Annotated in this window: 16 protein-coding genes; 7 read left to right on the plus strand and 9 right to left on the minus strand. The window is 75.4% G+C overall.

What is annotated here, in order from left to right; translation table 11 throughout:
* Positions 1-33: 33 nt before the first annotated feature.
* Positions 34-1,704 carry a hypothetical protein gene (locus AB0M03_RS05435; RefSeq protein ID WP_363488675.1) on the minus strand — a complete coding sequence of 557 codons (1,671 nt, stop codon included), beginning with the start codon at positions 1,702-1,704 and terminating at the stop codon, positions 34-36.
* 477 nt (positions 1,705-2,181) lie between these two features.
* Between AB0M03_RS05435 and AB0M03_RS05440 the strand changes: the two genes are divergently transcribed.
* Together AB0M03_RS05440 and AB0M03_RS05445 are read left to right on the plus strand one after the other, a co-directional pair.
* Positions 2,182-3,186 carry a glycosyltransferase family 2 protein gene (locus tag AB0M03_RS05440; RefSeq protein WP_363488677.1) on the plus strand — a complete coding sequence of 335 codons (1,005 nt, stop codon included), beginning with the start codon at positions 2,182-2,184 and terminating at the stop codon, positions 3,184-3,186.
* Positions 3,187-3,292: 106 nt separating this feature from the next.
* The gene (locus tag AB0M03_RS05445; protein ID WP_363488679.1) at positions 3,293-3,565 is read left to right on the plus strand and encodes a hypothetical protein; all 273 of its coding nucleotides are present in this window, start codon (positions 3,293-3,295) and stop codon (positions 3,563-3,565) included.
* 9 nt (positions 3,566-3,574) lie between these two features.
* On the opposite strand, the gene AB0M03_RS05450 is transcribed toward AB0M03_RS05445, so the two are convergent.
* Positions 3,575-6,106, minus strand: a complete 2,532-nt coding sequence (locus AB0M03_RS05450; protein WP_363488681.1) for a helicase C-terminal domain-containing protein — start codon at positions 6,104-6,106, stop codon at positions 3,575-3,577.
* A 176-nt stretch (positions 6,107-6,282) separates the two neighbouring features.
* On the opposite strand from AB0M03_RS05450, the gene AB0M03_RS05455 reads away from it, so the two are divergent.
* Positions 6,283-7,164 carry a hypothetical protein gene (locus tag AB0M03_RS05455; protein ID WP_363488683.1) on the plus strand — a complete coding sequence of 294 codons (882 nt, stop codon included), beginning with the start codon at positions 6,283-6,285 and terminating at the stop codon, positions 7,162-7,164.
* A gap of 37 nt (positions 7,165-7,201) precedes the next feature.
* On the opposite strand, the gene AB0M03_RS05460 is transcribed toward AB0M03_RS05455, so the two are convergent.
* Together AB0M03_RS05460 and AB0M03_RS05465 are read right to left on the minus strand one after the other, a co-directional pair.
* Positions 7,202-8,233 carry an iron-siderophore ABC transporter substrate-binding protein gene (locus tag AB0M03_RS05460; protein WP_363488685.1) on the minus strand — a complete coding sequence of 344 codons (1,032 nt, stop codon included), beginning with the start codon at positions 8,231-8,233 and terminating at the stop codon, positions 7,202-7,204.
* Positions 8,234-8,293: 60 nt separating this feature from the next.
* On the minus strand, positions 8,294-9,427 hold the full coding sequence (locus AB0M03_RS05465; RefSeq protein WP_363488687.1) for an alpha/beta hydrolase-fold protein: 1,134 nt from the start codon (positions 9,425-9,427) through the stop codon (positions 8,294-8,296).
* 167 nt (positions 9,428-9,594) lie between these two features.
* Between AB0M03_RS05465 and AB0M03_RS05470 the strand changes: the two genes are divergently transcribed.
* Complete coding sequence (locus AB0M03_RS05470) at positions 9,595-9,831, plus strand: hypothetical protein (RefSeq protein WP_363488689.1); 237 nt, start codon at positions 9,595-9,597, stop codon at positions 9,829-9,831.
* A 247-nt stretch (positions 9,832-10,078) separates the two neighbouring features.
* Here the strand turns inward: AB0M03_RS05470 and AB0M03_RS05475 are convergent, their stop codons facing one another.
* Positions 10,079-10,693, minus strand: coding sequence for an HAD hydrolase-like protein (locus tag AB0M03_RS05475; RefSeq protein ID WP_363488691.1), 615 nt, complete (start codon positions 10,691-10,693; stop codon positions 10,079-10,081).
* Between the two features lie 379 nt (positions 10,694-11,072).
* Here AB0M03_RS05475 and AB0M03_RS05480 point away from each other — a divergent pair, with 379 nt between their 5' ends.
* The gene (locus AB0M03_RS05480; protein WP_344622529.1) at positions 11,073-11,456 is read left to right on the plus strand and encodes a cold-shock protein; all 384 of its coding nucleotides are present in this window, start codon (positions 11,073-11,075) and stop codon (positions 11,454-11,456) included.
* Between the two features lie 21 nt (positions 11,457-11,477).
* Here the strand turns inward: AB0M03_RS05480 and AB0M03_RS05485 are convergent, their stop codons facing one another.
* Genes AB0M03_RS05485 through AB0M03_RS05500 form a run of 4 tightly spaced genes read right to left on the minus strand, consistent with a single transcriptional unit; the run spans position 11,478 to position 14,951 of the window.
* Complete coding sequence (locus AB0M03_RS05485) at positions 11,478-12,320, minus strand: 1,4-dihydroxy-6-naphthoate synthase (protein ID WP_363488693.1); 843 nt, start codon at positions 12,318-12,320, stop codon at positions 11,478-11,480.
* A complete protein-coding gene (locus tag AB0M03_RS05490; RefSeq protein ID WP_363488695.1) occupies positions 12,313-13,056 on the minus strand; it encodes a futalosine hydrolase in 744 nt (247 codons plus the stop codon). Before AB0M03_RS05490 ends, AB0M03_RS05485 begins: the two co-directional genes overlap by 8 nt.
* Before the next feature lie 11 nt (positions 13,057-13,067).
* Positions 13,068-13,589 carry a hypothetical protein gene (locus tag AB0M03_RS05495; RefSeq protein ID WP_363488697.1) on the minus strand — a complete coding sequence of 174 codons (522 nt, stop codon included), beginning with the start codon at positions 13,587-13,589 and terminating at the stop codon, positions 13,068-13,070.
* Positions 13,590-13,649: 60 nt separating this feature from the next.
* Positions 13,650-14,951 (minus strand): MFS transporter, encoded by a 1,302-nt coding sequence (locus AB0M03_RS05500; protein WP_363488861.1) that lies wholly within the window; start codon positions 14,949-14,951, stop codon positions 13,650-13,652.
* Between the two features lie 489 nt (positions 14,952-15,440).
* On the opposite strand from AB0M03_RS05500, the gene AB0M03_RS05505 reads away from it, so the two are divergent.
* Both AB0M03_RS05505 and AB0M03_RS05510 read left to right on the plus strand, forming a co-directional pair.
* Entirely contained in the window at positions 15,441-16,322 is an 882-nt protein-coding gene (locus AB0M03_RS05505) for a DUF3027 domain-containing protein (RefSeq protein ID WP_363488699.1), read from the plus strand.
* A 145-nt stretch (positions 16,323-16,467) separates the two neighbouring features.
* The gene (locus AB0M03_RS05510) at positions 16,468-19,758 is read left to right on the plus strand and encodes a molecular chaperone Hsp90 (protein ID WP_363488701.1); all 3,291 of its coding nucleotides are present in this window, start codon (positions 16,468-16,470) and stop codon (positions 19,756-19,758) included.
* Positions 19,759-19,780: the final 22 nt, after the last annotated feature.

Genomic DNA, 19,780 nt, shown 5'->3' on the forward strand with positions numbered 1-19,780 from the left:
GGGCACTCCCCGCCGGGCCGCCGGGCCCGTGGACTACCGCCGGAGCTCGTAGATGCCGATCCGGCCGTTGTCGAAGACGCGCTCGGGGGACTCGCGGCCGGCCTTCCCGTCGCCGAAGGCGGCGAGGACGGAGGACGGGTCCGAACCCCGGTGCTTGACGCGGGCCGCGACCCGCGCCCGCATCCCGGCGCTCCTGTCGACGACCGCCCACAGGGCCAGCAGGACCTTGCCGCGGGTGGACAGCCGGGCCCGCTCGAAGGACTCGCAGAAGCCCCAGGCCGACAGCACCACGCCGAAGGCGAGGCCCGCGTGCGTGAAGTAGCCGGCGTTCCAGCCCTTGACCAGCAGGAAGACGGCCGGCCTGGCGACGGCGCCGCCGAGCAGGAACCACTGGACGGTGTCGAGCCGCAGCCGGGAGCGCAGCAGCAGCGGCAGCGCACCGACCAGCCGCAGCTGGGTGTTGACCAGGAACGCGAAGCAGACCAGCGCGGCGAGCACGGCCCGGCCGGCACCGGAGCGGAGCTGCTGCGGGTCGGCCCAGCTGCCGCTGAGGTTGGCGAGCGGCCCGACCTCCAGGCCGTAGCTCTTGAACCGGAAGATGACGGCGGTCGAGAAGAGCTGGGCCGCGGCCACGGCCAGCCCCATGCCCAGGACGGCCAGGGGGAGCCGCCGGGTGCGCACCAGGACCACCAGTCCGGCGAGCGCGAGGCCGGCCAGGGGCACCGGGACGGAGGTGGCCTTGGCGGCGCACGAGGCGAAGGCGAACAGCGCGACCAGGACGAACACCCCGCGGCCCAGCGCCGGGACCTCGTCGTCCGCGGCGCGCTTGCGAAGCCCCTCCGCGGTGACGCCGATCAGCGCGAAGAGCAGCGGCTGGCTGTACGTCATCGAGATGCTCGCCCAGACCATCAGGGTGGTCTGCGGCGAGCCGAACGGCGTGCCCGTGGCCGAGGCGTTGAACTCGCCGATGGCGAAGATCAGCAGGGCGGCGACCGGACCGGCCCAGGCGCGGCCGGAGATCCGCCAGGCGACCACGGCCGTGAGCACCAGCGTGAGCGCGACCAGCGCCGGGATCATGAGCCGGAGCTGGACGACCGGGAGGTCGAGGTGGCCGACCAGGCTGGTCATGGCCTGGTGCGCGAAGGCGAACCAGTGGTACTCCAGCGGCTCGCCGGCGACCTGGGGCAGGGTCAGCGGGAAGTTGTGCTTGGCGTTCCCGGCCAGCGACATCTGGTAGGAGATGTCGACGAACTGCCGGGCGCTGTCGTTCGGCGGCAGGATCGGGTTCCGCTCGAGGTACACCTTGTACAGGTAGCCGAAGGCCGCGGCCACGATGCCCGCTACGGACCAGGACCAGCCGAGCGGGACGGGCCGGTGGCCGCGCACCCACCAGTGCCTGCGAAGCCGGGGCACGGCGGCGAACGGGACGACCACCAGCAGCGGCCACAGCGTCGCCGCGGACTCGATCCCGAGCGAGACGAACAACGCCCAGGCGGCCAGTTCGAGGACCAGGCCGGTGGCGGCGCCGAACGCCAGCTCCTCCACCAGGGTGTGCGGCCGGCGCCGCAGCGAGCGGTAGACCAGGGTGCCCGGCAGCAGGACGCCCCAGGCCGTGTACCGGCGTAGCGCAGGACCGCGTGGGGCCGGCGGCCCGCCCGGTCGGAGCCTCCGCCGTCCGAGGGCCGGCCCGGGCCGGAGCTGCAACGGCGACGGGTTCGCGGTCCGCCAGGAGCGGGGTGCTGTGACTCGTGCCCATCGGGCTCTTCCACTCCCGTGTGTGTCCGGCTCGACCGGCGCCCGCCGACCTGTCGGCCGAGTGCGCCCGGCGGAGTCGCTGCTGCTGCCCGGACACACGGGTGCTCCGCCGCGCGCGGTGTCGGCCGGTCTCCCCGACCGGTCGGTCCGCGGGGTCGCGGGCGGCAGTCCTGTGCGCGTTCCGGTGCGATCCGCGGTGTTCCGTGCGGGTGCCGCCCACCCCCTTGCGCAGGGGAGCGAATGAGAATCGTCAGACTGTCAGCCTTGATATGGCCCACTGGGACGTGCACCCCCGGAGCGGGCGCCCGCCGGAGGCCCGGCACCCCGGGGCCGGTCCGTGGCCGGAGCGGCCTGCGGGCCGCTTGCGCGCATGTACTAAAGTCAGGGCGCCATCTTCGTCAAGTCCGATACCGCAGGCAGGATTCCATGGTGGCTGAGCCAACCACGACAGTCTTGTCGGTGGTCATCCCGATGTACAACGAGGAGGAGGCCCTCCCCGCACTGGTGTCCCGCCTCCGGCCCGCACTTGACGGGACGGGCGTCAGCTACGAGGTCGTCGCGGTGGACGACGGCAGCGCGGACCGCACGGCCGAGCTCCTCGAGGAGTTCCGCCTGACCTGGTCGGAGCTGCGCATAGTCAAGCTGCGCCGCAACTCGGGCCACCAGGCCGCGCTCACCGCCGGCCTGCACAGCTCGGTCGGCGCGTACGTCGCCAGCATCGACGCGGACCTCCAGGACCCGCCGGAGAAGATACCGGAGATGCTGGACCTGGCCCGGAGCCAGAACCTCGACATCGTCTACGGCGTCCGCTCGGACCGCAGCACCGACACCGGCTTCAAGCGCTGGACGGCCGGCGCCTACTACTGGCTGATGCGCCGCATGGTCGGCAAGCGGGTGCCCTCGCAGGCCGGCGACTTCCGCCTGCTGAGCCGCGAGGCCGTGGACGCCCTCAAGTCCCTGCCGGACCAGCAGCAGGTCTACCGCCTGCTGGTGCCGTGGCTCGGCTTCCCGAGCGGCCAGGTGACGTACTTCCGCGACGAGCGGGTGGCCGGCGAGACCAAGTACCCGCTGAGCAAGATGATCCGCCTGGCGGTCGACAGCATCATTAACTTCTCCGCGGCTCCGCTGCGGATCGCCACCTGGCTCGGCGTCACCAGCTTCTTCGGCTGCTTCGCGATGCTGCTCGCCACGCTCGGCATCTACATCGGCGGCAAGACCGTCCCGGGCTGGACCTCCCTCATCGTCGGGATGCTGTTCATCGGCGGCGTCCAGCTGATCTGCGTCGGCCTGCTCGGCGAGTACATCGGCCGGATCTACACCGCGGTCCAGCACCGTCCCACGTTCTTCATCGGCTACGACTCGGCGCGTGACGCGGCCCCGCAGCCGAAGGACGGCTCGAAGGACCAGGAGACGGCCGGCGCGGGCGTCTGACCCACCGAAGCCCTTCCCCAGGAGCCCCGGGCCCGTGCCCGGGGCTCCTGCCGTTCCCAGGGCGGCCCGCGGGTGACCGGACGGCGGCGGCCTCGTTGGGCAGGTCATGAACAAGCCGAACCGCCTCCTCGCCGGCCTCGCCCTCTCCGGCGCGGCCTTCGCCACCGTCCTCGGCGCGAGCCACGCCCAGGCCGCCGAGCCGGGCCTCGACCAGGTCGCCGACATCGGGCAGCCCGGCGGGCTGCTGGGTGCCACCGCGTTCACCGCGACCGGTCTGCTGACCGGGGTGCAGCCCAAGATCCCCGACCCGCAGTCCTTCGTCGAGCAGGCCAAGCAGCAGAAGGCCGAACAGGACGCCAAGGCCGCCCAGGGGCACTGACCTCCGGTCTCAGGCCGGCTCGTCGACCTCGGCGACGCCGGTGATCCGGTGCAGGGCGAAGGTGCGGACCTCGTCCGACAGGTGGTCGAAGGCGGTGACGAACCCGCCCTCGACCTTCACCGGGTCGACCACCCGCTGCGAGGCGATCCCCTCGGCGTTGATGTAACCGATCCACATCCGCTCGCCGAGCAGCACCGCCGTCTGCAGGGCGGCCAGCGTGTCGGCGGCCGCGGTGCGCGGCAGCTGCCGCAGGTCGGTGCGGGCCGGGCCGGACTGCGGCATGTTCGCGGCCGGCCCGGCCACCGTCTCCCGGCGGACGGCGGTGGCCGCGCGGTCGCCGGCCCGGATCGCCTTCACCGCCGCCCCGAGCAGCGCGTCGTCCGGGCGCGGCGGCCCGTCCGGCACCGGAGCCGGCGCGCTGCGCGGCGGCGTCCGCCGGCTGTCCGGGCGGGTGATCAGCACATCGCCCTCGGCGGACTCCGCGGCCGGCGCGTAGCCCATCCCCCGCAGCACGGCCAGCAGCGTCTCGGTCGGCGCCTGCGCGGCCAGCACCGTCGGCGCGAGCAGTCGCAGCCGCAGCTCGGCCGTGCGCCGGTCCGCCAGCACCTCGTTCAGCAGTGCGGGGTCGTCGCAGCGCAGGTACGAGGAGGCGGCGCCGACCCGCAGCACGCCGTGCCGCCGCGCCACGTCGTCGACCAGGTAGGCGAGCGGCTGCGGCACCGGCGTCCGGGAGTGCTGTTCCAGGAAGGCGTGCAGGTCGGACGCGGTGCGCCCGGCGTCCAGCGCCCGCCGGACGGACTCCGCGGTGAACCGGTAGACCGTCGCGCCGCCCTTGGACTCGATGTCCGCGCAGAGCGCCAGCGCCTGGGAGAGCGGGGTGAGCAGCGGCCCGGGCGCGATCGCGGTCAGGTCCGGCTGCAGGATGACGTGGTCCAGCGGCTGCGGCAGCAGCGGGGCGAGCACGGGCACCGGATCGTCGCCCGCCAGCAGGGTGCGGGCGGCCGTGGCGAGCGCCCCGCGGCCGGTGACGCCGAGCAGTTCGGCCTCGTGCAGCGTCCAGTCGGTGAGGTGTTCGCGCAGGTCGCGGCCGTCCGGGCCGGTGGCGCCGCCGCGCAGCGGGCGCTGCCAGCGCAGCGCGGGCAGCAGGCCCCCGGCGGTGGCGGTGCCGCCCGGTGGCAGGCCGGCGAGCAGCCCGAGCACCGCCCGGCGGACGGACGGCGCGAGGGTGCGGTCGAGCTCGGGGCCGAGGGCGGCCCGCGGCTTGCCCTTGGCGTCCGGGCTGCCGGTCAGCCCGGCCACCCGGGTGCCGGCCAGCCAGGCGTCGGCGAGCCGGGCCCACCGCTCGGCCACCGTGTCCTGCAGCCAGCCGTCGTAGGCGGGGGTGGGCGCCCAGTGCTCGTCCGCCTCGCCGTCCGGGGCGAGCAGGCCGGCCGCGTAGGCGAGTTCCAGCCAGAACGCGGCGGTCTGCTCGGAGCACTCCAGTGCGGCGGCGGCCCGCTTGAGGTCGCGGACGCCGACGCCGCCGGCCCGCAGGGTGGGCGGCGGCTGGAGCCCCCAGCCCTCCAGCAGCTCCTCGACGGTCCGCACCGCGGTGTAGGCCTGTCCCGCGGCGGTCGCGTCGACCGTGGCCGGGTCGCGTTCGGCGGCCGGTGCGAGCACGGGCGGTGCCGGCTCCACGGTGCGGTGGCTGCGGCCGCCGCGCAGGTGCAGGGCGAGTTCGCGGGGCAGCACGACCGAGCCGGGGCCGGAGGGCAGCAGCATGCCCCGGGCGAGCAGCCACTCCAAGGGGGTGTGCGCCTGCTCGGCGGTCACCGGGCGGGCGGCGTCCGGGAGGGTGCCGGTGGGCGGGCCCCAGACCAGCCGGTCCAGCAGGGCGAGGGCGGGCGGCGGCGCCTGCTCCAGCAGCGCGGCGCAGCGCTTGCGGTCCGCGAACAGGCCCGCGAGCGCGGCCACCGCGGTCACCGGGTCCGGAGTGGCGGGCAGGCCTGCGCCGGCCAGCAGCTCCTGCAGCCGGGCCGGCGACATGCCGGTGGTCGCCTCGGCCACGGTCGGGCCGAGGCCGGTCCGTCCGGGGTTGGCCGCGCTCGGCGCCAGCGCCTCGCGGACGGCCAGGACCAGCCGCAGCGCCGAGTCCGGGCCCCAGAGCAGCGCCCGGGAGCGGAGTGCGGCGAGCGCGCCGGGCAGCGCGGCGGTGACCGCGGCGCGGTCGACCGGGTCGGCCTGCGGGTGCGGCTTCACCCTGGCCGGACCGGCCAGCAGATTGCGGACGACCGTGTCGGGGCTGCCCTCCGGCGCGGCGGCCAGCGCCTCGGCGACCTGCAGGGTGAAGCGGTCGAGCCGCTCCAGGGCGCGCAGTGCGGAGGCCCGGCTGGACAGCCGCGCCGAGAGCTGGGTGAGGTCGCCGGGGACGGGGTTCAGCAGGTCGGGCCGCACCCGGAGCAGCCCGGCGAGGTCCTCGTCGCTGCGGGCCCGGAGCTCCTCGGCGAGCGTGCGGGGTGCGGTGGCCCGGGTGCGGGACGGCCCGCTCTGCTGGGTGGTCATCCGACCCAGGTTAGTCGGCCCGCCTTCCCGGGGCCCAGTGCCGGACGGTGCCCGGTCCGCCGCAGGCGGGCCGGTGCGGTCCGGAGGGGGGCGACGGCGGCGCCTCTCGCGTGTGCGGCACGCCAGTCGGTACCGTCGGCAGTGGGCGGGGCCGGTGAGCGAGCGGGGTGCGGGAGATGGCGGACGACGGGGCGGGCGGTACGGCGGACGGCGCCGGGCAGGACGGCGGCCGGGGCGGCGGGGCCGGCGGCGAGTGGTGGAAGTCCGGGATGCCGTGGCGGGTGATCGGGCCGCCGCGCCCGGCCGCCGACGACACCCCGGCCGACGAGCAGAGCGTGTACGCCCCGAAGTCCCCGGCCGAGCCCGGTCCGAAGACTCCGGAGGCTCCGCAGGCGGCGAGGCCCCCGGTGGCCCAGGACGCCCCGCTCTTCGGCCCCTCCGACTCCGGGCTGACCCTGCCCGGCTGGGAAGTGGTGCAGTTCGACCCGCTCGGCGAGGCGGCTCGGGCGGCCGCGGACCCGGCCGCCGACGTCCCCGCGCAGCGGGCCGGGGCGGAGGCCGAGGCACCTGCCCCGACCGAACCGGCCCCGGCCGCGCCGACCGGCCGCACGTCCAGGAAGGGCAAGCCCGGGAAGGGCGGGGCCGGGAAGGGCGGCAGCACCGGGGACGCGCCGGCCGAGCCCGCCCCGAAGGGCCTGCTGGCCGGCCGCCGGCCCTCCCCGCTGCTGCTGTTCGCGGCCGCCGCACTGCTGGCCGGCGCCGTGACCGGGCAGCTGCTGGCGATCCTGCTCGGCTGGGGGGCGGCCTACCTGTCGCGGCAGTTCTCCGACCTGACCCGCAAGGTCGTGGTGATCGGCATCCCGCTGGCCACCATGAGCGCGTCGGCCTTCTGGTACTGGGGCCGGACGAAGGGCCGCTGGGGCGAGCCGCTGGCCGAGGGCGAGGCGATGAACCACGCCGTCTGGACGGCGGCCCCCGACGTGCTGCGGACGGCCGCGGTGCTGACGGCCCTGGTCGTACTGGCGGTGACGCTCCGCCGGCGCAAGGCCGCGGAGTGACGCCGGCCCGGTCGGCAGCCGCGGAGGGGCCGCCCGGTCAGGCGCCCAGGAAGCGCTGCAGCTCGCCGACGATCAGGTTGGCCCCGGTGTAGCCGACGCCTTGGAACCACAGCCGGTCGTCGACCGGGAAGGCCCGGTGCGCCCTGACCGCGCCGAGGGCGAGCCAGCCGGGGCTGCGCAGTACCGCCGTGGTGCCGGCCCGGTCGGGGTCGCCGTAGGTGGCGTAGAAGAGGAAGTCGGCGTCGGCGCGGGCGAGCTGGTCCACGGGCAGGTCGATCTCGTCCTGCTCGGTGTTCTGGGCGTCCGGGCGGCCGAGGCCGAGATCGGTGAGGACGCTGCCGAGGAAGCTCTGCCGCCCGTGGGTGCGGATGCCGGGCGGCGGGCCCTCGACGAACCGCAGGACGCCGATCCTGCGCCCGCCCGAACCGGCGTTCCGGATCGCCCGGGCGGCCCGCTCGATGTGCCGGCGGTACTCGGAGGTGACCGCGGCGGCCTGCTCCTGGCGGCCCAGGGTCTGCGCGTGCAGCTGGAAGTTGTCCTTCCACGGCGGGCCCGGGGTGCGGGTGAGCACGGTGGGCGCGATCTGCTGCAGGGCTTCCAGGTGGGCGCCGTCGCGGGACTGGCTGCCGAGGACGACCTGCGGCTCGGTCCTGCGGATGCGGGCCGGGTCGGGGCTGCCGGTGTCGCCCACCTGGGCGATCTCTGCGAGCCGGGAGGCCGGCCAGTAGTCGGGCAGGCCGGGGTCGAGGGCGGAGCGGGTCGAGCCGACCGGGGTGATGCCGAGCGTCATCGCGGAGTCCAGCTCGGGGGTGCCGAGGACGACCACGCGGACGGGGCCGCCGGGCACCGTCACCGGGCCGGTCGCGGCGGTGACGGTGGTGCTCGGGGTGGGGCGCGGGCTGGGACTGCCGCTCGCCGCGGACTGCGCGCCGGTGGCGGCCGGGGTGCCGCGGAGCACGGTGGGCCCGGTGCATCCGGCGAGCACGCCGCCGCAGCCGGCGGCGAGCGCGGTCAGGACCGCCCGGCGGGTCGGCCGGTGGGGCATCGGGACCTCCCGGAGGTCGGGCATCTGCATCCGATTATGGATGAAATGCCCGATCTGCCTGAGGAGCCGTCACCGGCGTGGGCGTCAGCGCGGGTCGGGGAGGTGCTCGCCGAGCCAGCCCAGCGAGGCGGGAAGCATCCGCGACCAGGTGTTGAAGTTGTGGCCGCCGGTCGCCAGGGTGATCGAGGAGACCTTGGTCGGCCCGCCCTTGGCGGCCGCGACGAACTGCTCGGTGCTGCGGTAGTAGTCGCCGTCGCCCTCCTTGGTGCCGCCGACCAGCAGCGAGACCGCGGGCCGGGGCAGGTGCGTGAGGCGCCAGGTCAGGTCGGCGTCCTCGCGGCGGCGGGCGTCGCCGCCGAAGAGGTCGCCGGTGGTGGCGTCCTCGGCGGCCTTGTAGTACCCGGAGAGCGAGACCGCGGCGGAGAACACGCCGGGATTGCGCAGCGCCAGCTTGAGCGCGCAGTACCCGCCGGTGGAGTTGCCGATCACGCCCCAGCTGCCGGGGCCGGTGGCCACCCGGTACGCGCTGCCGATCGCGGCCGGCACGTCGTGGGTGAAGTAGCTCGCCGCCTGCGGCCCGCCCGGCACGTCCTCGCACTCGGTGTCCCGCGGCATGGCGGGCGAGGGGCGCATCAGCACCAGGACGGTCGGCTTCATCCGGCCGTCGCGGATCAGCTGGAGCTCGGTGGCCGGGTAGTTCAGCTTGGTGATCAGGTTCTTGGCGTCCCCCGGGAAGCCGGTGATGGCGATCGCGGCGGGGAAGCGCTTGTCCTTGTACTCCGGCTGGAAGTACTGCGGCGGCAGGTAGACGTACCCGTCGGTCGCCAGCCCGGTGGTGGCGCCGGGGATGCGGATCTTCTCCAGCTTGCCGACCTGCGCCGCGTCCCGGCCGACGGTGTTGGTGCCGCGGACGTTCTCGGCGGAGATCCGCTGCACGCCGTGCTGGCGCCCGTCGAGCCGGTTCTGGATCGTCACCGGGCCCTGGTCGCCGGTGCCGAGCAGGTCGTCCCAGCTGCTGTAGAAGGCGAAGTAGTTGTTGGCCAGCAGGCCGAGGGTGCACATGACGGCCAGCTGGGTGCCGACGATGGTGCCCAGCCGGGCCGTCACGGCCGTCCAGGTCGGCCTGGCCAGCCTGGGCCAGAGCCAGACGGTGCCCGCGATCGCAGCCACCGCCACCAATGCGGACAGTGCCAGCACCTTGTGGCTGGTGAGTCCCATGCGCCCGCTCCCCCCGGTCGGCCCTGCGCCCCCGTTGTTGCTTCAGTTTCAAGGATCGCTGGGAGATTCCTGGGAGGACTCGACACGCAGGCTGAATCCGCCCCCGCCGAACGGCGGGGGCCGACGGCTGGGAGACTGATGCGTGCCGACGCAGTGAGGAGCCAGTTGTGAGCAAGCCGTCCGCCGACCGCGGCGACGCCCTCGTCCGGGCCGGGGCGATCGTCTTCGCCGTCGGAGCGGTCGCGACCATGGTCACCTTCGTCCCGCTCTTCTTCCACCTGACGAGGCTGCCCACCGCGGCGTACTGGATCTGCATGCTGATGCCGCTGGGCTTCCTGCTGTCCCTGGCCGGCCTGCTCACCTCCGCCCGCGCCCAGCGCCGCCGCACCCGCACCGACGCCTAGGGGGTGCCTTACGGATCTTGCCGGGCCCGCGACGCCATGGCACGCTCCCTCCTTGCCCGCCCTCGGACAGGAGGGGCCCACCGCCGCGTTGTCGTCGGTCGCCGATGGCCCCCAGCCTCCGGCCGGGAGGTGCCCCCACCGCATGGACTCCCTCCTCCGCCTTGCGATGCACGCACCCTGACGCCGCAGGCTGATCCGACAAGATCCGTAAGGCACCTCCTAGGGCGGCACCGGAGCCGGGAGTGCGTTACCACATCCCCCCGTGGTGGGCGGCGAGCCAGTCCGGGAAGGCCGTGAGGTCGTCGAGGACGGCGTCCGCGCCGGCCTCCCGCAGCTGCGCCGCGGTGTACGGCCCGGTGGCCACCGCGACCGCGACCGCACCGGCGGCCCGGGCGCCGCGGATGTCGCCGAGGTGGTCGCCGACGTAGACCCCGGCGCCGTGCTCGCGCAGTGCGTCCCCCTTGGTCTCCGCCCACAGGTCGCCGACCAGGACGTCCGCGTCCAGGTCGAAGTGCTCCAGGTGCAGCCGGGCGTTGGGCTCGTACTTGCCGGTGATCACCGCCACCCGCCCGCCGTGCGTCCGCACCGCGGCGACCGCCTCCCGGGCGCCGGGCAGCAGCAGGGTCGCGGGCAGCGCGTACTCCCGGTACATCACCCGGTACCGGTCGGCGATCGCGTCCACCTGCTCGGCGGGGAACCAGTTCGCCAGCTCGCGCACCAGCGGCGGCCCCAGCCGGCTGACCGCGAGTTCGCTGTCGATCCAGGTGCCGGTCTCCGCGGCCAGCGCGTCGTACGTCGCCTTGATCCCCGGGCGGGTGTCCAGCAGCGTCATGTCGAGGTCGAAGCCCACGGTGAGAACCATGTCGGCCAGCCTAGGGCGTGTCCGGCGCGCCCGGGCGGGCCCGCGGACCGCTGCGACGTGCTGTCCGTCACTGTTCGCAGTTCTCCGGGGACCCAAAGTTTCGGCAGCCGCCCCGGCCGGGTATGCAGCCCTCGCACGGGGTTGATCGGGTACCCCGCTTCGTCATCGGGGGTGTCTGCCTGTGGATCGCGCCGCGTCGCGTCCCGGCCGCGTCAGGCCCCCGGACGGATCGAGTGCCGCTCGGGGATGAGCGGCTGAGGGATCATTAATCTGCTGAGCGTCGCCGGTCTCCCGCGTAGGGTGGTCGGCTCGCCGTCCACCCGGCGGGGTCCGGCCGAACCGGTGCCCCGCCCCACACTCACACCGAGGACAGTTCGAGATGCCCACCGGCCAGGTCAAGTGGTTCAACGAGACGAAGGGATTCGGCTTCCTGTCGCGCGACGACGGGGGCGACGTCTTCGTTCACACCAAGGCGCTGCCCGCCGGGGTCACCACGCTGCGGCCGGGCCAGCGCGTCGAGTTCGGGATCGTCGCGGGCCACCGCGGCGACCAGGCGATGGGTGTGACCCTGCTCGACGCCCTGCCGTCGGTCGCGGCCGCCCAGCGCCGTAGCCCCGACGACATGGCACCGATCGTGCAGGACCTGATCACCACGCTGGACGCCGTGCTGCCCGGTCTGCAGCGCGGCCGCTACCCGGCCAAGCCGGCCGGCCAGAAGCTGGCCGTCATGCTCCGTGCGGTCGCCGACCAGTTCGACGTCTGACCGCACCGCCCGCCGAGGGCGTCAGAAGTGCAGCGCACCCGGGTCGACCGAGGGCACCAGCCCCTCCGCGGCGGCCCGGGTGAGCAGTTCGGCGACCGCCGCGTAGCCCTCCTCGCCGAGGTCCGCGGTGAAGGCGTTGACGTACAGCCCGATGTGCTGGTCGGCGACGGCCGGGTCCATCTCCTGCGCGTGCTCCAGCACGTACGCCCGGGAGTTCTCCGGCTCGTCCCAGGCGGCCCGCACCGAGGCGCGGACGGTGTCGGCCAGCTCCCGGAGCCGGTCGGCGCCCAGTGAACGGCGGGCGACGATCGCACCGAGAGGGATCGGCAGGCCGGTCCTGCGCTCCCAGGCCTCGCCCATGTCGGCGAGGCTGTGCAGCCCGTACTGCCGGTAGGTGAACCGGGCCTCGTGGATGACCAGCCCGGCGTCCACCCTGCCGTCCCGGACGGCGGGCATGATCTCGTGGAACGGCATGACCACGATCTCCCCGAAGCCGCCGGGGACCGCCTCGGCCGCCCACAGCCGGAAGAGCAGGTAGGCCGTGGAGCGCTCGCTCGGCACCGCCACCCTGCGGCCGGCGAGGTCGGCGCCGGCCTCGCGGGTCAGCACCAGCGGGCCGCAGCCGCGGCCCAGCGCCCCGCCGCAGGGCAGCAGCGCGTACTCGTCCAGCACCCAGGGAAGCTGGCCGTAGCTGATCTTCAGCAGGTCCAGTTCGCCGCGCTCGGCCATGCCGTTGGTGACGTCGATGTCCGCGAACAGCACCTCGGGCGCGTCCGCGCCGGGCACCAGGCCGTGCGCCCAGGCGTGGAAGACGAAGGTGTCGTTCGGGCACGGCGAGTACGCGACCCGCAGCGGCTCAGCCATCGGCGGCCTCCTGGAGCAGTTCCGGGTACGGCAGGGCCGCGAAGGCCCGCTCCAGGGCCGCGAGCGCCTCGCCGATCCGCCAGGCCGCGCGGTCGCGCGGGCCGACGGGGTTGGACACGGTCCTGATCTCGAGGGCGGGCACCCCGAACCGGGCAGCCGCCTCGGCCACCCCGAAGCCCTCCATGGCCTCCGCGGCCGCACCCGGATGACGGGCCGCCAGGGCGGCGGCCCGCTCGGCGCTGCCGGTCACGGTGGTGACGGTCAGCACCGGGCCCGGCACGGCGTCCAGGACCTTCGCCGCCAGGGCGACGGCGCCGGGGGCGGGCCGGTGCCGCACACCGCCGAACCCGAGCTCGGAGACGTCCAGGAAGCCCTCGGGGGTGTCGGCGCCCAGGTCGGCCGCCACGATCTCCGAGGCGACCACCGTGCCGCCGACCGGTGCGTGCGGGGCGAAACCGCCCGCGATGCCCGCAGAGACGACCAGGCGGTACCGCCCGGCGGAGAGCGCCGCCGCGGTCGCCGCGGCAGCCGCGGCCGGGCCGACCCCGCCCGCGAGCACGTCCACCGGCACCCCGCCGGGCTCGCCGCCGCGCCACAGGCCGCCGCCGGGCAGCGGAAGCGGCCGCGGGCCGCTGCCGAGTCCGCGCAGCACCGCCTCGGCCTCGGCCCGAACGGCGACGACGACGAGCAGCCCGGCCGTGGTGCCTGGCTGCTCGTCGCCGTACGGAAGGCTCATCGACGCTGCGGTCAGTCCTGGGGGGTCTTGAGTTCGAAGTACCAGATGCCGAGGATCTCCTGGGACTTCTGGTCGGCCTCGACGACGGTCACCGTGGTGGTGCCGGAGGCGTTCAGCACCGTGGAGGCGAGCACCGAGCCGGACCACGTGGAGCCGCGGGTGTCCTGGGCGAGCGGGGCCTGACCCTGCGTGCCGCCGTCGGTGAAGGCGAACCAGCCGCGATCGGCCACGGACGGGGGCACGCCCACGCCGATCCGGTCGCTGGCGAGCACGTCGGAGGAGGGCAGCTTGTTGGCCTCGCGGGCCTTCTTCGCGTCCACCTGGCACTTGGCCAGGACGTCCTGCTGCAGCGCCTTGCCGTCGTTGTAGCAGAACGGCTCCGAGGTGATCGACGTGCGGCCGACCGTCAGGGTGACGACGTTCTCCGGGGGCTCGCCCTGGCTGTTGGCGTACGCGATGGAACCGCCGACCGTGCCGGCGCCGATCACGACCACGGCGCCGATGGCGGCGATTGCACGGGTGCTGAGGCTCATGGGCAAGAGGCTACCGGGCTTTCGCGATCACGCGACGCGGGGGTGGCCGAGTCGCCGGAGCTATGCCACCCGCGGCCGAGCGGCCGGTCTGCGCATCCCCCCGACCTTGAAGAGCGACCGCAGCGTCCACAGCAGCATCAGCGTCATCACCGCGGCCGCCAGCGCCAGGCCCAGCGTCGCGTTCAGCGGCAGCGAGATGCCGATCACGCCGCCCGCCACCCAGCACAGCTGAAGGATCGTCTCCGACCGTGCGAAGGCGGACGTCCGCACCGACTCCGGCACGTCCCGCTGGATCAGCGCGTCCAGCGCCAGCTTCCCCAGCGAGGCCGCCATGCCCGCCGCGGCCGCCACGATCGCCATCGTCAGCAGGCTGTACCAGAGCGCCGCCGCCCCCGCCGCCAGCGCGGCCAGCAACAGCATCGCCGCCACCGTCGCCTCCGAACCGCGGGTCTTCAGCCACGAGCCGAACACCGACCCCAGCGCGTTCCCCACCCCGGCCGACGCCGCCACGACACCCAGCGCCAACGTCTCCGGCACCCCGCTCGGCGGTTCGTTGCGGATCAGGAACGCCAGGAACATCACCAGGAAGCCCACCAGCCCGCGCAGCGAGGACACCCCGCGCAACGCCAGGATCACCGACGGGCCGACCGTCCGCAGGATCGCCTTCGACGACCGCGGCCCGTGCCCCTCGGCGTGCATCACCGCCCGCTGCTCGCCCTTGGCCGAGTCCACCTTGTGCGGCAGGTGAAAAGCCATCAGCGTGCCGATCACGAAGACCAGGAACGCCCCGCGCAGCGGCCACCCCGGCCCCGCCAGGTGCAGCAGCCCGCCCACCCCGGCCGCCACCATCGTCGCCAGCAGCCCGGCCAGCGTCACCCGCGAATTCGCCTTCACCAGCGACAACTGCGGTGGCAGCAGCCGCGGCACCACCACGCTGCGCACCACCCCGTACGACTTGGAGGCCACCAGCACGCACAGCGCTTCGGGATAGAGCGCGATCCCCCCTCCGGTGATCGAACCGGCCATCGTCCAGGCCAGGATCGCCCGCGCCAGCATCGACATCGCCATCGCCGAACGGCGGCCGTGCGGCAGCTTGTCCAGCAGCGGGCCGATCACCGGGGCGAGCAGCGCGAACGGCGCCATGGTGATCAGCAGGTAGAGCGCCACCCGGCCGCGGGCCTCGCCGGTCGGCACCGAGAAGAAGATGGTGGAGGCCAGCGCGATGGTGATCAGCATGTCGCCGAAGGAGTTCAGCGCGTGCAGCTCGATCAGCTTCGCCAGGCCCGACTCCCCGGCGCCCTCCGCCGAGGTCGCCCGCCGGATCCTGCGGCCGGTGCCGTGCACCACCCGCCCCGTCCGCACACCCGCCGCGGACGCCCCCCGCAACAGCCGGTTCTTCGGCTTGCCCGCCTTCGGTGGAACCGTGCCGCCCGGCACGTCGGAGGGGGTGCCGGCATCCTGTGGAGGCACAGCCCTCACCCCCGAGGGACCCTCCGGCTGCGGAGCGTCCACGCCGTGCTGCGAGGGGGTCTCGTCCTCCACATACGCCATCCTGCCCGAGAATGACCCGCCGTACGACTGTGACCCGGCGGAGGTTCCGCGACCGGCCGTGCGCAGCCCGGACTGTGCCGAGGCACCGACCGGCGGGTAGCCTGCACTACGCGCGCACGGGGCGGGACGGACCGGGCGGGGCGGCGCGGCCGGTACCGGGGACTGACCCGGGTCGCGCAGAATGGAAGTGCCCCTCGTACGGCTTCGGCGGCCTGCGGGAACCACCCGGACGGCCCAGGCCGTGCGCGGGACGACAGCCGGACAACAGGACTGGGAGAAATCGACGCCGTGAGCGCTGCGATGCGAAGCCGTACCCCCGACCGGCTCTGTGCCGAAGCCGTCGAACTCGCCCGCCAGGCCGCCGTCGAGATGGTCGGACCGGAGACCGTCGGCGCCCACCTCGGCGCGCGCGCCGAGGCCGACCGCGTCGTCACCCACACCTTCGAGTGCCTCGACGCCGCCTACCGCGGCTGGCAGTGGGCGGTCACCGTCGCCCGCGCCCCGCGTGCCAAGAACGTCACCCTCGACGAGGTCGTGCTGCTCCCCGGCGACGACGCCGTCCTGGCCCCGCAGTGGGTGCCGTGGAGCGAGCGGCTGCGTCCCGGCGACATGGGCCCCGGCGACCTCCTCCCCACCGGCGCCGACGACCTGCGGCTGGAGCCCGGCTGGAGCGGCGAGGACGAGCCCGCCCCCAACTCCGCCATCAGCGAGGCCGCGGAGGAGGACGTCGTCCTCACCGACCCGCACATCCAGCCCGCCCCGGCCCGCGCCCGGATCGGCGCGGTCGCCGAGGAGCTCGGCCTCGCCCGGCCCCGGGTGCTCTCCCGGCTCGGCCTCCACCTCGCCGCCGAGCGCTGGGAGACCTCCTTCGGCCCGCAGACGCCGATGGCGCAGGCCGCCCCGGCCAACTGCGACACCTGCGGCTTCCTGATCCCGATCGGCGGCTCGCTCGGGCAGGCGTTCGGCGTGTGCGGCAACGAGTTCGGTCCCGCCGACGGCCAGGTCGTGGCCTTCGGCTACGGCTGCGGCGGCCACTCCGAGGCGGCCGTGCTGCCCGCCCCGCCCACCCCCTCCGAGCTGATCCTCGACGAGACCGTCGTCGAGCCCCTCGCCCTCCACCCCGACCGCACCGGCGGCTCCGTCGAACCCGACGCCCCCGCAGAGGAACTCGGCCACGCCTGACGCACTCGGCGAGCGCCCGGGGGCGACCCTTCGGCACCCCGCGCCCCCGGGTGCGCCGTCAGCGCCCCCGGGCCGGAGCTGTCCTCCCGACAGGAGAGAATGCGGACCGTACGCAGGGTGCAGACGGCGGAAGGCGGCAGGGCCAGTGGAGCCTCGGATCATCGGCGGTACGGACGGACGGGCGGCGGACGTCTTCGACACGGCGGGCCTGCGCCACCGCGTCCTGGAGGCATGGACCGCCGCCCCCGCACGCTTCCGCGAGGACGCCAACGCCGAGGAGGAACTCGCCCTCGGCGGCTACCGCGACCGCCTGATCGTCGAGCTCGCCCAGAACGCGGCCGACGCCGCCGCCCGCGCCGGCACCGCCCCCGGCCGCCTGCGGCTGATCCTCCGCGACGGCGTGCTCGCCGCCGCCAACACCGGCGCCCCGCTGGACGCCACCGCGGTGGAGTCGCTCTCCACCCTCCGCGCCTCCGCCAAGCGCCCCGAGGACGCCCCCGCCGTCGGCCGCTTCGGCGTCGGCTTCTCGGCCGTCCTCGCCGTCACCGACGAGCCGGCCGTGCTGTCCTCGCACGGCTCGGTCCGCTGGTCCCTGTCGGAGGCGTACGCGCTGACCGAGGCCCGTTCGCAGCTGGCCGAGGAGCTGCGCCGCCGCGAGGGCCACGTCCCGCTGCTGCGGCTGCCCTTCCCGGCGGAGGGCGCGGCCCCGGACGGCTACGACACGGTCGTGGTGCTGCCGCTGCGCGACGCCGCGGCCGAGGACCTGACCCGCCGTCTGCTCGCGGAGATCGACGACGCGCTGCTGCTCACCCTGCCCGGCCTGGCCGAGGTCGTGGTGGAGACGCCGGACGGCGCCCGCACGCTGACCCGGTCCGCGGACGCCCCGCGCCCGGACGGCATCACCACCGTCACCATCACCGACGGCGACCGCGCCACCGTCTGGCAGACCGTCGGCGCCGAGGGCACCGTCGCGGCGGAGCTGCTCGCCGACCGCACCACCGAGGAGCGCGCCCGCCCGTACTGGTCGGTGACCTGGGCCGTCCCGGTCTCCGACACGGGCGTGCCGCAGCAGATGCGGACCACCCCGGTGGTGCACGCGCCGACACCGAGCGACGAGCCGCTGGGCGTGCCCGCGCTGCTGATCGCCGGCTACCCGCTGGACTCCACCCGCCGGCACGTCGCGCCCGGCCCGCTCACCGACTTCCTCACCGAGCGCGCCGCCGACGCCTACGCCGACCTGCTGCGGGCCCGCGGCGCGGACCTCGGCTCGCTGTCCCTGGTACCGGGCCGGCTCGGCCACGGCGCGCTGGACAACGCGCTGCGCGCCGCGATCCTGGCCCGGCTGCCCGGTACGCCGTTCCTGCCGCACCCCGGCCCGGTCGAGAACGGCACCCCGGCGCTGCGGCCGCGCGACGCGACGCTGCTGGAGGGCGCCGACACCTCGGTGGTGGCCGCACTGGCACCGATCTTCCCCGGCCTGCTGCCGGCCGGCCTGGAGCGCCGCCCGGAGCTGCGCGCCCTGGAGGTGCGGCGGGTGCCGCTGGCCGAGGTGGTCGACCAGCTCGGCGGCCTGGAGCGCGAGCCCGCCTGGTGGCGCAACCTGTACGCGGCGCTGGCCGGGGCCGACCCGGAGGCGCTGGGGGCGCTGCCGGTGCCGCTGGCCGACGGCCGTACCGTCACCGGCCCGCGCCGGGTGCTGCTGCCCTCGGACCCGGCGGACTGGGCGGGCTACGAGGGGTACCCGGACACCCTGGCGGAGGCGCTCGGCCTGCTGGACCTGCGCCTGGCCCACCCGGAGGCGGCGCACCCGCTGCTCGCCAAGCTCGGCGCGGTGACCGCGACCCCGGCCGGGGTGCTGGACACCCCGGAGGTCCGGGCCGCCGTCGCCCGCTCGCTGGAGGTCGGCGAGGACGACTTCGACGCCGCCGTGGACCTCGCGGACGCCGTGCTGGCACTGGTCAGGGCCGCGGAGGCGACTCCGGGCGACCACCCGTGGCTGGCCCGGCTGGCGCTGCCGGACGACGAGGGCGAGCTGACCCGGGCCGGCGAGCTGATCATCCCGGACACCCCGCTCGCCGACCTGGCCCGCGAGGGCGACGCCGCCTTCGTGGACGAGGACCTGCTGGAGCGCTGGGGCCCCGAGGTGCTGGCCGCGGCCGGTGCGCTGGCCGCGTTCGTGCTGGTCCGCGCCGAGGACGTGGTCCTCGACCCGGACGACCTGGAGCGGCTGGACCCGACCGCTCCCGCCGACCGGGCGGCCGGCGGCTCCCCGACCGGCCTGATCGACGAGGCGCCGGACGGCCTCGCCGAGTGGTGCGAGGACGCCCTGGAGTCCCTGCACGCCGACGACAGCGGCGAGCTCGGCGTGCCGCCGGTCGCCGCCGAACTGCTCGCCGTGCGGGACTTGGACCTCGTCGACGACTCGGCCTGGCCGGAGGCGCTGGCGGTGCTGGCCCGCCCGCCGTACCGGGACGCCGTGGTCAACCCGGTGCGGACCCTGCTGCCGGACGGCCGGTACGTCGACCTGCCGCCGTACACCGCCTGGTGGCTGCGCGACCACCCGGTGCTGGACGGCCGCGAGCCCGCCGGCCTCCGCGCGGCGGGTGCGGACCCGCTGCTGCGCGGCCTGTACGACGAGGCCCGCACCACCCTGGACGAGCAGTTCCTGCACGCCCTCGGGGTGCGGACCACGCTGGCCGCGCTGCTGGCCGAGCCGCACGGCCCGGAGGAACTGCTGGACCGCCTGGTCGACGACGCCTCCGAGGTCACCCACCGCCAGCTGCACGGCATCCACACCCAGCTGGCCGCGCTGCCCGCCGAGCGTGTCGAGCCGCTGGACGTCGTCCGGGCGCTGGCCCCGCTCGACCCGGAGACCGGCCGCCGCCCCGACACCACGGTGGTCGTGGACGCCTCGCAGGCGGTCGTCGCGGACGCCCCCGACCTGGTGGAGCTGCTGCACGACCACGCGGTGCTGCCGGTCGCCCCCGAGCTGGCCGTGGCGCTCGCCGAGCGGCTGCACGTGTCGCTGGCCAGCGAGGTGGCCGGCGGCCGGGTGCTGTCCGAGGGCGTGCTGCACCGCGTTCCGGCGGTGGTCCGCGAACTGCTGCCGGGCTGCCCGGCCGCGTACGAGGAGCACGAGGAGCTGCTGGTGGTCGGCCCGGACGGCGAGGAGGCGAACGTCGACTGGCGCTGGGACACCGCCGCCGACACCCCCGAGGTGCCGTACGCCCCGGAGGAGGCCGAGTCCGGCGACGAGGACGACGAGTTCGAGGTGCCGCCGGTGCCGGGCCTGCTGCACGCGGCCACCCCGGAGGGCCTGGCCGCCGGTCTCGCCTGGTCGGTCGGCCAGTGGCACCGCCGCTTCGAGATCCTCGCCGCCCTGGCCGAGCCGGACCGCGCCTACGAGCTGCTGAACGCCCGCGACTACGAGTCCTGACCGGGCCCGGCCGGGGCGGCGG

It is taken from the genome of Kitasatospora sp. NPDC051914, assembly GCF_040680995.1.
In the GTDB taxonomy this organism is placed as follows: Bacteria; Actinomycetota; Actinomycetes; order Streptomycetales; family Streptomycetaceae; genus Kitasatospora.

What these genes read in the sequence shown, in the direction of transcription:
- AB0M03_RS05440 (WP_363488677.1), top strand. Translation starts at nt 2,182, where the DNA reads ATGGTGGCTGAGCCAACCACGACAGTCTTGTCGGTGGTCATCCCGATG.
- AB0M03_RS05445 (WP_363488679.1), top strand. Translation starts at nt 3,293, where the DNA reads ATGAACAAGCCGAACCGCCTCCTCGCCGGCCTCGCCCTCTCCGGCGCG.
- AB0M03_RS05450 (WP_363488681.1), bottom strand. Translation starts at nt 6,106, where the DNA reads ATGACCACCCAGCAGAGCGGGCCGTCCCGCACCCGGGCCACCGCACCC.
- AB0M03_RS05455 (WP_363488683.1), top strand. Translation starts at nt 6,283, where the DNA reads ATGGCGGACGACGGGGCGGGCGGTACGGCGGACGGCGCCGGGCAGGAC.
- AB0M03_RS05460 (WP_363488685.1), bottom strand. Translation starts at nt 8,233, where the DNA reads ATGCCCGACCTCCGGGAGGTCCCGATGCCCCACCGGCCGACCCGCCGG.
- AB0M03_RS05465 (WP_363488687.1), bottom strand. Translation starts at nt 9,427, where the DNA reads ATGGGACTCACCAGCCACAAGGTGCTGGCACTGTCCGCATTGGTGGCG.
- AB0M03_RS05475 (WP_363488691.1), bottom strand. Translation starts at nt 10,693, where the DNA reads ATGGTTCTCACCGTGGGCTTCGACCTCGACATGACGCTGCTGGACACC.
- AB0M03_RS05480 (WP_344622529.1), top strand. Translation starts at nt 11,073, where the DNA reads ATGCCCACCGGCCAGGTCAAGTGGTTCAACGAGACGAAGGGATTCGGC.
- AB0M03_RS05485 (WP_363488693.1), bottom strand. Translation starts at nt 12,320, where the DNA reads ATGGCTGAGCCGCTGCGGGTCGCGTACTCGCCGTGCCCGAACGACACC.
- AB0M03_RS05490 (WP_363488695.1), bottom strand. Translation starts at nt 13,056, where the DNA reads ATGAGCCTTCCGTACGGCGACGAGCAGCCAGGCACCACGGCCGGGCTG.
- AB0M03_RS05495 (WP_363488697.1), bottom strand. Translation starts at nt 13,589, where the DNA reads ATGAGCCTCAGCACCCGTGCAATCGCCGCCATCGGCGCCGTGGTCGTG.
- AB0M03_RS05505 (WP_363488699.1), top strand. Translation starts at nt 15,441, where the DNA reads ATGCGAAGCCGTACCCCCGACCGGCTCTGTGCCGAAGCCGTCGAACTC.